The sequence below is a fragment of the Komagataeibacter kakiaceti JCM 25156 genome (assembly GCF_000613305.1).
The window spans coordinates 1-11463 of record NZ_BAIO01000038.1; the positions used below are offsets into that span (position 1 = coordinate 1).

General features: G+C 62.4%; 9 protein-coding genes, 1 tRNA gene and 2 pseudogenes. 5 read left to right on the forward strand and 7 right to left on the reverse strand.

The features are described from left to right. The 3 genes and pseudogenes from JCM25156_RS21530 to JCM25156_RS04630 all read left to right on the forward strand — a co-directional run. Nucleotides 1-373, forward strand: a 373-nt coding sequence (locus JCM25156_RS21530) for an ACT domain-containing protein (protein WP_034958411.1), incomplete at its 5' end; no start/stop codon positions are given. 28 nt (nucleotides 374-401) lie between these two features. Continuing rightward, nucleotides 402-2245: pseudogene (gene recJ / locus JCM25156_RS21535) on the forward strand (single-stranded-DNA-specific exonuclease RecJ). A gap of 67 nt (nucleotides 2246-2312) precedes the next feature. Beyond that, nucleotides 2313-2388 (forward strand) — tRNA-Glu (locus JCM25156_RS04630). A 529-nt stretch (nucleotides 2389-2917) separates the two neighbouring features. Here JCM25156_RS04630 and JCM25156_RS21540 read toward each other — a convergent pair. Beyond that, complete coding sequence (locus JCM25156_RS21540; protein ID WP_407637105.1) at nucleotides 2918-3544, reverse strand: SDR family NAD(P)-dependent oxidoreductase; 627 nt, start codon at nucleotides 3542-3544, stop codon at nucleotides 2918-2920. After that, complete coding sequence (locus JCM25156_RS32560; protein ID WP_407637106.1) at nucleotides 3529-3678, reverse strand: SDR family NAD(P)-dependent oxidoreductase; 150 nt, start codon at nucleotides 3676-3678, stop codon at nucleotides 3529-3531. The genes JCM25156_RS21540 and JCM25156_RS32560 overlap by 16 nt, the downstream gene beginning before the upstream one ends. Nucleotides 3679-4003: 325 nt before the next feature. Between JCM25156_RS32560 and JCM25156_RS04640 the strand changes: the two genes are divergently transcribed. Continuing rightward, nucleotides 4004-4651, forward strand: a complete 648-nt coding sequence (locus tag JCM25156_RS04640) for a TetR/AcrR family transcriptional regulator (protein WP_025812295.1) — start codon at nucleotides 4004-4006, stop codon at nucleotides 4649-4651. 88 nt (nucleotides 4652-4739) lie between these two features. Here JCM25156_RS04640 and JCM25156_RS04645 read toward each other — a convergent pair whose 3' ends face one another. The 5 genes and pseudogenes from JCM25156_RS04645 to JCM25156_RS04665 all read right to left on the reverse strand — a co-directional run bounded on the left by JCM25156_RS04645 (nucleotide 4740) and on the right by JCM25156_RS04665 (nucleotide 10497). Continuing rightward, nucleotides 4740-6251, reverse strand: coding sequence for an aldehyde dehydrogenase family protein (locus tag JCM25156_RS04645; protein WP_025812296.1), 1512 nt, complete (start codon nucleotides 6249-6251; stop codon nucleotides 4740-4742). Between the two features lie 674 nt (nucleotides 6252-6925). After that, on the reverse strand, nucleotides 6926-7186 hold the full coding sequence (locus JCM25156_RS04650) for a hypothetical protein (protein ID WP_025812297.1): 261 nt from the start codon (nucleotides 7184-7186) through the stop codon (nucleotides 6926-6928). Between the two features lie 6 nt (nucleotides 7187-7192). Beyond that, nucleotides 7193-8601 (reverse strand): annotated as a pseudogene (locus tag JCM25156_RS21545) (amidohydrolase family protein). Between the two features lie 87 nt (nucleotides 8602-8688). Then, complete coding sequence (locus JCM25156_RS04660; RefSeq protein WP_242402471.1) at nucleotides 8689-8904, reverse strand: hypothetical protein; 216 nt, start codon at nucleotides 8902-8904, stop codon at nucleotides 8689-8691. A gap of 654 nt (nucleotides 8905-9558) precedes the next feature. After that, entirely contained in the window at nucleotides 9559-10497 is a 939-nt protein-coding gene (locus JCM25156_RS04665; protein WP_025812299.1) for a DMT family transporter, read from the reverse strand. A 205-nt stretch (nucleotides 10498-10702) separates the two neighbouring features. Between JCM25156_RS04665 and JCM25156_RS04670 the strand changes: the two genes are divergently transcribed. Continuing rightward, nucleotides 10703-11463, forward strand: a 761-nt coding sequence (locus JCM25156_RS04670; RefSeq protein ID WP_025812300.1) for an FUSC family protein, incomplete at its 3' end; no start/stop codon positions are given.

An 11463-nucleotide genomic window follows, 5' to 3' on the forward strand; every position in this document is an offset into this window, starting at 1 on the left:
CGCCGACCTGATCGACATTGCCCGCGGCACGGCCATTCCCGTATGGGGCTGCGACGCGGACGGGCTGACACAGGTCGTGGCCCTGCCCAACAGGTCGTTCATGGGCGAATATTACCTGCGCCTGAACGTGGAGGACCGCCCCGGCGTGATCGCGGACATCACCGCCGTGCTGCGTGACAACGGCGTATCCCTGCGCAGCATGCTCCAGCATGCCGATGTGCATGAGGTCCGCCCCGATGGCACGCGCGCCGTGCCGCTGGTGCTTCTGACACACAGGACATCGGAAGCGGCGATGCAGCATGCCCTGCATCATATTGCCGAACTGTCCGCCGTGCTGGACGAACCCGCCCTGATCCGTATCGACGCGGGCTGACGCTCGCCATTGCAGAGATTTCCGCCCCATGCCCGCCGCTGACCTGCTTTCCCCCCATCCGGCCGCTTCCTCCCCACAGGCGGCGGAACCCGCCGTACTGGGGGTGACCCGCAGCGTGACGGGCCGCAGGTGGAACTGGCGCGAGGGCGGGCAGGCCAGCCATACCGACCGGATGGGCATGGCCATTGCCCAGCAGACCGGCCTGCCCGAAATCGTGGGCCGCATGCTGGCCCTGCGTCACGTCGCCCCGGAAGATGTCGCCACCTACCTGACCCCCACCCTGCGGGCGCTCATGCCCGATCCGTCCACCTGCGCGGACATGGATACGGCGGCGGCCCGTCTGGCCACCGCCATCCGCAATGGCGAAACGGTGGGGCTGTTCGGGGATTATGATGTGGACGGCGCGTGTTCCACCGCCTCATGACCGATTTTCTGCGCCGTATGGGCTGCACGGTCCTGACCCACATCCCCGATCGCATGACGGAGGCTACGGCCCCAACACGCCCGCCATCGAAGCCATGATGGATCAGGGGGCCAGCCTGATCGTCTGCCTGGACTGCGGCACGGCGGCGGTGGAGGTGCTGGAGGCTGTCAGCCGCCGGGGCGATGTCATCATTCTCGACCACCATCAGGTTCAGGGCGCGTTGCCGAAGGTACTGGCCACGGTCAACCCCAACAGGCCGGACTGTTCATCCGGCCTGCGCCATATCTGCGCGGCGGCGGTTACGTTTCTGACAGTCGTGGCCACGACCCGCATCCTGCGCCGGGAGGGCTGGTTCGACACCCACCCCGAACCGCAGCTTATGGACAGCCTCGATCTGGTCGCGCTGGCGACCGTATGCGACGTGATGCCGCTGGGCGGGCTCAATCGCGCCTTTGTCGCGCAGGGGCTGAAGATCATGGCGCGCAGGCAGCGCACTGGGCTTTCCGCCCTGCTGGACGGTGGCCGGGGCGCGGGATCCCCTTTCCGCCTTCACCTGCGGCTTCGCGGTGGGGCCACGCATCAATGCCGGGGGGCGTATCGCGGATTCGGGACTGGGGCTGCGTCTATTGCTCTGTGATGACGCGGCCGAGGCCCGGACGCTGGCCGAGCGCCTGAACACGGTCAACCACAACCGCCAGGGTGTCGAGGCCGGAATTCTGGACCGCGCCATGGAACTGGCGGCACAGCAACGCGCGCAGGGTCATGCCGTACTGGTGCTGAGCGGGCGCGACTGGCACCCCGGCGTGGTGGGCATCGTGGCCGGGCGCATCAAGGAAAAATTCAATCGTCCCGTTCTGGTTGGCGCGGAACTGGAGGATGGCAGCGTAAAAGGCTCCGCCCGCTCCGTGCCGGGGCAGGATCTGGGGGGCGCGATCATCGCGGCACGGCAGGCGGGCCTGCTGACCTCTGGCGGGGGCCATGCCATGGCGGCGGGTTTCAGGCTACCGGCCGGGGGCGTTCCCGCCCTGCATGCGTTTCTTGACCGCCATCTGGCAGGTGCCGCCGACCTGCCCGACGCCGTGGACCTGACCATTGACGCGGTTGTGAACGTGGCCGCCGCCAATGTGGAGCTTGCGACCGACATGGACCGTCTGGCCCCGTTCGGCGCGGGGAATGACGAACCGCTGATCGCCCTGCCCCGCGTGCGCGTGGCCTATGCCGAGCGCATAGGCCGCGAGGGCAACACCCTGCGCCTGACGGTACAGGGCGAGGGACGTGGCCCCCGGATCAAGGCGCTGGTGTTCCGCGCCAATGAAAGCCCGCTTGCCCCCGTGCTGGAAGACCGTGACGCCCCACCGCTGCATCTGGCGGGCTGGCTGCGCGCGGAAAGCTGGAACGGGCGGACATCCGCCACTTTTTTCATTCGCGATGTGGCGAGTGCCCAATAATCCAATATTTTTTCATTGAGGGGTTGACCCATCCCGGCTGTCGGGATACTTACCGCTCACGCCTTTAGTCCCGTTCGTCTAGAGGCCTAGGACACCGCCCTTTCACGGCGGCAACACGGGTTCGAATCCCGTACGGGACGCCAAGCCTTTCCATGGGCTTACAGGGGATTTAAGATTATTCCCCTGATCTGAGAGATAATGAAAGCATCTCTTTCAGGCATAAAAAGCTGTTAAATCCTGAAAATATATTCAGTCGGGTTTGGAGCGGATCTTCTTACAGGATCGCTTATTCTTCTATCCGTTGGAAAATTCAGAAATCACCTTCCGGCCATAGCTGATGATCGTAACGCATCAATGCTGCTGTGGTTGGGAAAAGGGGAAACAGAGTTTCCCGATCCTGCCAACTTATTCCGCGCGCGCACCCACTGACAGCAGGGAATATTTCCCTTCAGCCTGACAGGAATGAGTGTCCATTTGTGAGCCGGGATTTTTGCTGTTCCTGTATTCCATACTCAGCATATTGCGTGACCACGCAAGATGTTAGGAACTGTCTGAAAAACCTGTTCAGGAATGCGAATTATAAGGAAGATTCAGGAAACGTCGCCTTTTTGAAAAAAGGCGACGCCCGGAAACTTTTACTGTCTTTTATACATCATCCATTCAGGCGGCTTCCTACAGTTTCATTCCGCCCGAGGCCTCGATACGCTGGGCGTTGATCCAGCCGGTATCCGGCCCCAGCAATGCGGCGACGGCCCCGCCAATGTCATCGGGCCGACCCGCGCGGCCCAGCGCCGTGACCGAGGCGATATAGCTGTTGATGTCCTTGTTGTCGCGTACCGCGCCGCCGCCAAAATCGGTCTCGATCGCGCCGGGGGCAAGCGTATTGACCGATATGCGCCGCGCCGCGAGTTCCGCGGCCTCGTAACGCGTCAGCACCTCGACCGCGCCTTTCATCGCCGCATAGGCCGCGTATCCCGGCAGGCAGAAGCGCGTAAGCCCGGTCGAGATGTTCAGGATGCGCCCCCCATCGGCCATGTGGGGCACGAGCTTCTGGGTCAGGAAAAAGGTGCCCTTCAGGTGGATGTTGACCAGCATGTCGAACTGTTCCTCCGTCGTTTCCATCAGGGGCGCATGAATGCCGATCCCTGCGTTGTTGACCAGAAAATTGAACCGTTCGGCTTTCCACTCCGCCAGCACGCCCGCGACGCTCGTGGCAAAGCCGTCAAACGTCGCGATCCTGGAGACATCAAGCGGAAGGGCCCGCGCCCGGCGGCCCATCTGCGTCAGTTCCCGCTCCACGCGCGTGCGCCCTCGCTGTCGCTTCGGTAGGTCAGGATAATATCCACGCCCTGACGCGCCAGGTGCCGGACCATGCTCAGCCCCAGCCCACGGTTCGCCCCGGTTACGATCGCGATGGGTGTGTTATCGGCCATTTTCGTCTCTCCATGTCCTGTTGATGGGAAAAACGTACAGGGTCGGGCCAAGGAGATAATCAGGCAGGTGACGACCACACATGTCGGGAATCCCGAACAATTGATTTCCGATTTCAGGCAGATAATGGCGGAAAACACAGGCCGATGACCGGTTGTGGCGCGATCGGGCCGGGCCGTATCTGGTTCCCGCCTTTTGTGCCATATACTGGCATGATACGGTCGGTCAGTGCGGCTGGAAGCCGTCATCCGGCGTGAGCATGGTTTTCTCGTGTCTTGAATGATCCGGATAGCCTGCGGCATGATGGATCGGGACAAGGGAGAGTGAATGAAGCCCATCGCCACCACCGAGGCCCCCAGACCGGGGCTGCGGGAACGCAAGCAGGCCCGCGTGCGCAGCATGATCATTGCGCAGGCCATGCGGCTCTTTTCCGCGCAGGGGTATGACCAGACAACCGTGGACGAAGTGGCCGAGGCGGCCGAGGTCTCACGCCGCACCCTGTTCCGCATGTTCGAGACGAAGGGCGACATCGTTCTCGCCTGGACAAAGGGCATGACCCAGGCCCTGACCGAAGCGCTGGAATCCTGCCCCAGGGACACGCACCCCGCTGATGCGATGATGCACGCCTTCATCTCCCTCGTGCCCCGTATCGCCGCCAACCGGCAGGATACGTATGCCTTTGTCTATCTGATCGAGAAGACGCCCTCGCTCCAGACGGTCAGTATGCAGAAATACAGGAAATGGGAAGACTGCCTGGCGGAAGGATTGCTCAAGCGCATAACCGAGCGCAGGAGCCGCCGGAACGCGGCCCGGCTCATGGCGCGCTGTGGCATCGCCATTTTCCGCACGGCGCTGGATGAATGGATCCGGCTGAAGGGGCGGCCCGCCCTTGTGCCGCTGTTGCAGAAAACCTATGCCCTGCAATCATCCATGTGGAAGCAGCCGGACGTTACCGGCCCTGATATTCCGGCCTGAGCCGGGTCGCGCCCGTTCGGTGAACGCGCGGGAGCCCCGCTTGTGGCCCCACCCATGCGGGCAGGGCCGTTCTGTCGGAGCCTGCGGATCAGAAGAAACCGCGGCTGTTCTCGCTGTAGCTGACCAGCAGGTTCTTGGTCTGCTGGTAGTGTTCCAGCACCATCTTGTGCGTTTCACGGCCGATGCCGGATTTCTTGTATCCGCCAAACGCCGCATGCGCGGGATAGACGTGGTAGCAGTTGACCCAGACGCGACCGGCTTCCAGCCCGCGGCCGACACGGTAGCAGGTGTTGGCGTTGCGGCTCCACACACCCGAGCCGAGGCCGAAGGGGGTGTCGTTGGCGATGGCCAGCGCTTCTTCTTCCGTCTTGAAGGTGGTCACGGCCAGAACGGGGCCGAAGATTTCCTCCTGGAAGATGCGCATCTTGTTGTTGCCCTTGAACACGGTGGGCTCCACATAGCACCCGTTGTTCAGCTCGCTGCCCAGATCGGGGCGACCGCCGCCGATCAGCAGTTCGGCGCCTTCGTTGCGGCCGATGTCCATGTAGGACATGATCTTCGCCTGATGACCGGCAGAGTTCTGCGCGCCCATCATGGTGTTCGGGTCAAGCGGGTTGCCCTGGCGGATGGCCTTCACGCGCGGCAGGGCGCGTTCCATGAACTTCTCATAGATCGATTCATGGATCAGCGCGCGGCTGGGGCATGAACAGATCTGGCCCTGGTTCAGGGCGAACATGGCGAAACCTTCCAGCGCCTTGTCCAGATAGGCATCGTCCTGATCCATCACATCGGCAAAGAAGATGTTGGGGGACTTGCCGCCCAGTTCCAGCGTCGCCGGAATCAGGTGTTCGGCCGCCGCGTGCGCGATCATCTTGCCGGTGGGGGTGGAACCGGTAAAGGCGATCTTGGCGATGCGGTCGCTGTTGGACAGGGCGGCGCCCACGTCCTTGCCAAGGCCGTTGACGATGTTCAGCGCGCCGGGCGGGAACAGGTCACCGATCAGTTCCATCAGCACGAGCATGCTGGCGGGGGTGCTTTCGGCGGGCTTCATGACCACGCAGTTACCGGCGGCCAGCGCGGGAGCCAGCTTCCATGCGCCCATCAGCAGCGGGAAGTTCCACGGAATGATCTGCGCCACGACGCCCAGCGGCTCATGGAAGTGATAGGCGATGGTCGTGGCGTCGATCTCGCTCAGCGCACCTTCCTGCGCGCGGATGCAACCGGCGAAGTAACGGAAATGATCAATGGCCAGCGGGATGTCCGCGTTCAGCGTCTCGCGGATGGGCTTGCCGTTGTCCCATGTCTCGGCACGGGCGAGCAGGTCCAGGTTCTGCTCCATGCGCTCGGCGGCCCGCAGCAGGATCAGCGCGCGTTCGGCGGGGGCCATGTGACCCCATTTGGTCTTGGCCTTGTGCGCGGCATCAAGTGCCAGTTCCACATCGGCGGCGGTGGAAGCGGGCACTTCACACAGCACGCGGCCATCAACGGGGGATGTATTGGTCAGGTAATGACCTTCAACGGGGGCGACCCATTCCCCGCCAATGTAGTTGGCGTAACGGGACTTGAACGGAGGGGGGGCCGAGAGGCTATCTGATGACACGGATGATGTTCCTTCGGGAGAATGCAGGCCGGATCAATGTACGTGTGGGCAGATACTGGTATTGTTCGGTATTATCTGCGCGGCATTGAGGCATTACAGTAAAACAGGGCGGATGTTGTCTGGCGCTATCCATTTTCACAGGATGATCGTTCCGGTCATGCCGGAATCACAACACGTAAACCTGTAGAACATGTGGGTATGATCTCCGCGCAAACTGGACAGAACCTGGACACGACCCGGTGAGAGGCCGGGGGCCCTCAGCATTTTCGGATATATAGGCGGCGCGGCGCTCGCAAGCCGAGCGGAGTAACGTACTCGTGAGTCATACATCCGGTGCCATTATTCACATGGTGACTGACACCCGCTGTCAGAATGACATGTGGTTAATAAACTGGGGTTTTGGCCTTTATGCTTCGGACGAGACCATATCCCCGCACATATCAGTCTATCTGTATCAACATAACAGAAAACGATCATTTGCTGTGCCCATCCCCAATCTTGGGCCTGAACGAATCAGGAAGGAACGGACGACAATATACAGGATGTTTTCGGTACTGTTTAAAGCGCGCCAGACGTGGACACCGTGTCACACCCACTCCGCGCGGGCGGGATGGAGATGGACAACGCGGCGACCTGTGCCGCGAATGCGCGGGAACATGTCAGGAAACGGTTTTCTACCGGGCACCCCAGAATTCATCGCCCAGATAATCGGGCGGACCGCCGTCCAGCCCTTCGGACTGGAAACCATCATCATATGGCCCGGAATAAAACCCCATCCCATAGCCATGTTCATTCCAGTCATTATTGGCGATCGGCGGGCCATCCATACCCGTCGGCTCCGGTCCGGTGGGGCCGGTGCAGGCCGCAAGCAGCCCGGCAAGACCGAACAGGAGAAGCAGGAGGCGGAAACGCTGGCGGATCATTTTCCCTGTCATGATGGTTCAGTTCTGTCGCGCGGGTTGCGGGGTCTGGCCTGCCAGCGGGCCGGGGACCAGTCGCCCCCGGTGCCAGACCTGACTGATATGGTCGAGCGCAGTAATATCCTGCGCCGGGTTGCCTTTTACCACCAGCAGGTCAGCCAATTGCCCCGGCGCGATCGTGCCCCGGTCCGCCAGTTGCATGAGATGGGCGGCATTGCCCGTCGCCAGCGTAATGGCCTGCAGGGGTGTAAGCCCCGCCATGACCGACAGCCGCAGTTCCCTGTGTTCCGCGAAGCCGGGAATGCGGGTGGGTGTTGCGCCTGAATCCGTGCCGAAGCCAATGGGAATGCCTGCGCGGTACAGAAGCATGAGATTGCTCATGTTCATCGCCAGCGCCTTGCGTGATGCGGCGGTCAGGGGCGCGGCCAGCACCTTCTGCCGCCACGCGGGGTCGGCAAACTGCTGGCGCAGGGCGGGGGAGAGACCGTAGGCGAGGAACGGATCCTCCAGCCATTCCGGGTGTTCGGCAAAGATGTAGTTGGCCTCGTCCAGGTCCAGCGTGGCGATATAGCCGGTGCCCTGCTGCTTCATGGTACTGATCAGGGCGGCGTCAACGGGTTTATCCCGCACGCCATGGGCCAGAATGTCCACCCCCGCGGCAACAAGCGCGCGGCGTCCGACAGGTCATGGATATGCGCCGCCACCCGCTTGCCGCGCAGATGGGCCTGCGTGATGGCCGCGCGGTATATGGCGGGCTGCATCTTGGGCAGGCCATGCGCATGCGGCACGCCGTTGCGGAAGTCATCCACCCACAGCTTGATCAGATCCGTGCCCTCATCGGCCATTTTATTGACCGCCGCGCGGGCTTCCTCCGGTGTGGTGGGCCGGAAGACCTGATCCGCGCCGAGGTGGAACATGTTTTCCGGCGGTACGCCATCCGGCGCGCCAATACCCTGATCCACGCCAAACAGATCCGCGCCGGGGTTGAGCGCGGCATGCTGTTCGCGGCGCATATCGTCAAACAGGGGCGAACGGTTCAATCCCAGCGCCGTTACGGTCAGGACGCCGTAATGCTCATACTGCGCCAGCGCGGACAGGATATTGGCCCGGGTGTAATTGACTTCCCCGTTCTGGATGCCGCTGACCTGCCCCACATGGCTGTGATCGGAAATCAGCCCCGGCAGGACCGTCTGGCCGGACAGATCCACCTTACGGGCATGGGCGGGCGCGCGCAGGTTATGGCCGGTCGCGGCAATATGTCCGTCACGGATCAGGATGTCGGTGTCATCGCCGGGCGCGCCGCCGGTGCCATCAATGACAGTGGCATGGCGCAGCAGGACGGGCCTGTCCGTGGTCGCGGCGTGGGCCGCGCCATACGCAGCCATGAGGCTGGCCATGACGGCGAAAAGGGTATGGCGGTAATATGGCATGGCTAAAATCTCCAACCGGCGGCGCGGCAGTGTTGACCGTGCCCGTCCCGCACGTCCAGTCACGTCTGCGCCGGTGGGCCGGGAGAGTCAGCGCGGCAGTTTCCTGGCGCCACCTTCCGTCAGGTCGGTGAATGCTTCATTCACGTCACCGCCTTCGGGAAAGCAGACAAGCACATCATCACTTTCGGTTTTCTTTTCTCGCGCAGGTGTGATCACGCTATCCCATTCACGCGCAAGGGACGTGACGGTGCCGATTTCAGGCTCCAGAAACTGCCATGATCCGCCATTGGCGGTTGAACCCATGACGGTTGTCAGCAGAAATATGCAGCCCTGCGGTGGTAACGGCGAGGGAACGCGCCGGAACTGGTAGATTGTACCGGATTTCCCAAACAATGTGAATGAAGTCCACGGTTCCATGAGCCTGTTCCCTCCTCGGCTGGCGGCATATCATGCCATAGTTCGGGGCGGCGGTGAGATGGGGAGGAACCGCCTGCCTGCCATGCATCCCTTTGGTCCACAGTGACCCTACATGCCGGAAATTTCGAGATAGGGGCAAATGTAAGTTTGGCAATGGTGTCTTGGTTTCGGGTGGGTGGTGTTCTGTTCTTTTTTGGAGCCTGTTGGGAATTATCGTGAATTGATGACTGCGGCGACAGGATAGAGATCATGGCTGCACATGTTCTGTCTGCCCTCTCGCTTTGCAGAAGCAGATCGCGATGAGAGGACACGACCTGAAATCGAACGGACGCCGGTCGATGCGGTTCCTGCGCCGGGGAATGACCACGCAGGCGCCCTCGAAAAGTCGCTGTAACGGGAACAGACCGGGCTCCGGTGCCCGAAATGCGTTGGCAGGTCCCGCCACGAACTGCCTGTCCGCACGAGCCATATGGGCTTTGAAACACATCCAGACGATTCAAAAAACGCATGATTCCCGACAGGCCCTGAAAAAACGCCCGGTCAGTCCGCCTTGGTTACGCGCGGCTTTCCGCCGCGCCGTCTCGCGGCCCATCGTTCCTTCATGGCCAGATGTTCGTAGCGGATGCGCTGGCGCACCCAGTTCAGCATGCCCGAAAAGGTCACGACGGTAATCCCCGCGAACGTCCAGCCATCCAGCGGCTGGTGGAACAGGAAATAGCTGAACGCCACGGCCCAGAGCATCTGGCTGTACTGGGGCAGCGCCACACGGTTGGCGGGCGCGCGCGCGGTCGCCATCATCATGAAAAGCTGGCCCAGCGCCGCCAGAAACCCGTAGCCAAACAGGAACAGCCACGTTTTCACCCCGTGTGGCCAGTGGGCATGGGCGAGCATGAGCGCGCCATCCCCCACCAGCGGCCCGAACAGGCTGGACCCGAACAGGGAAAGTCGTGGCGTGTTCGATCCCGCCAGTCGGTAGGCAATCACGCCCACGGCATTCGCGACCGCCGCGATCAGGGCGCACAGATGCCCGAAATGGAGCGCGCGCACACCGGGGCGCAGGACAATCAGCACCCCCACGAAACCAAGGATGACCGCAAGCCACGCCCAGCCCGACACCTTCTCATGCAGCAGGAGGACCGAAAGAATGGTCACGAACAGCGGCATGAGGAACATGAGCGAAAGCGCTTCAGGCATGGGCAGCAGCATGAAGGCTTCGACACTGGCGGCAGTGGCGGCGAAGATGGACACCGCGCGCACCAGCCACATGACGGGATGCGAGGGCGAGAAAATATCCTCATAGGTTTCTTCGGGGCGGCGGATGAAGGGAATGATCAGGAAGCCGAACACGCCACCGGAGAAGGCGACCTCGAACGGGTCAAGCTGCCCCGCCAGCAGTTTGGAATACGCATCGCTGATCGAAAATGAGGAAAACGCCGCGAACGCCAGCGCCATGCCGGAAGAAAGGAAGGCCGTCTTCATCTGTTTCTGCCCATCATCACTACTTCCCTCCGCCCTTATGGGTTCAAAAGATCAAGGACCAGTGCCCACACGGAGCGCCAGCCATGCGGCGGAGCAGGTTACCGCGCCGATCATAACCTCTGCTTATGACAAGATCATCATAAAGACTTGGACGCATCCCATCCGTTCTCGCAGCGTATGCTTTTTGCGACCGGAGGCGCCCGCCATGAATGCCGAGATGAATGCAGCAGCCGGACCGGCACGGGCGTCGCTGGACGTGCTGGCCGGTCCCTGCGCTGAATTCGCGGCCCGGTGGCGCGGAAAACTGCGCTGGGTGCTGGCCCCCTCCCGCGCCGATATCGGCTTTGCCGTCCGCACCGCTTTCGCGGCGGCGCTATCCCTGCTGATCGCGATGTGGATGGAACTGGACAGCCCGCAATGGGCGCCGCTTACGGTCTGGGTCGTGGCCCAGTCCTCACGCGGGGAATCCCTGTCCAAGGCGCGGTGGCGCATCGCGGGCACCATCATCGGCTGCGCGGCGGCAGTGACGCTGATCGCCGCCTTCCCGCAGGCGCCGGGACTGTTTTTCCTGGGGCTGGCCCTGTGGATCGGGCTGTGCTGCGGATGCGCCACTTTTTTCGACGGCTACCGGTCCTACGGCCTGCTGGTCACAAGCTTTACCTCCGCCATCGTGGCCACGGGGGCGATCATTGCCCCGGATGATGTGTTCAACATCGCCGTCTCGCGCGGGTCGTACATCGTGCTGGGCATCGTGTGCGAGGCCACGCTGGCGGCGCTGTTCATTCCCGCCCTGCATGAACAGGCGCGCGCCCGCCTGCTGGCGCGGCTCAATGCCGTGTGGGGCACGGTTTCCACCAGTATCGGATCCCTGACGGACGGGCGGCTCGATGCCGAGGCGCAGGGAAAGCTGCTGGGCGAACTGGTGGGCGCGAACAGCCGTGTCGAATTCGACACGCTGGAAATGGG

What these genes read in the sequence shown, in the direction of transcription:
- JCM25156_RS04640 (WP_025812295.1), top strand. Translation starts at nt 4,004, where the DNA reads ATGAAGCCCATCGCCACCACCGAGGCCCCCAGACCGGGGCTGCGGGAA.
- JCM25156_RS04650 (WP_025812297.1), bottom strand. Translation starts at nt 7,186, where the DNA reads ATGACAGGGAAAATGATCCGCCAGCGTTTCCGCCTCCTGCTTCTCCTG.
- JCM25156_RS32560 (WP_407637106.1), bottom strand. Translation starts at nt 3,678, where the DNA reads ATGGCCGATAACACACCCATCGCGATCGTAACCGGGGCGAACCGTGGG.
- JCM25156_RS04660 (WP_242402471.1), bottom strand. Translation starts at nt 8,904, where the DNA reads ATGGGTTCAACCGCCAATGGCGGATCATGGCAGTTTCTGGAGCCTGAA.
- JCM25156_RS04665 (WP_025812299.1), bottom strand. Translation starts at nt 10,497, where the DNA reads ATGAAGACGGCCTTCCTTTCTTCCGGCATGGCGCTGGCGTTCGCGGCG.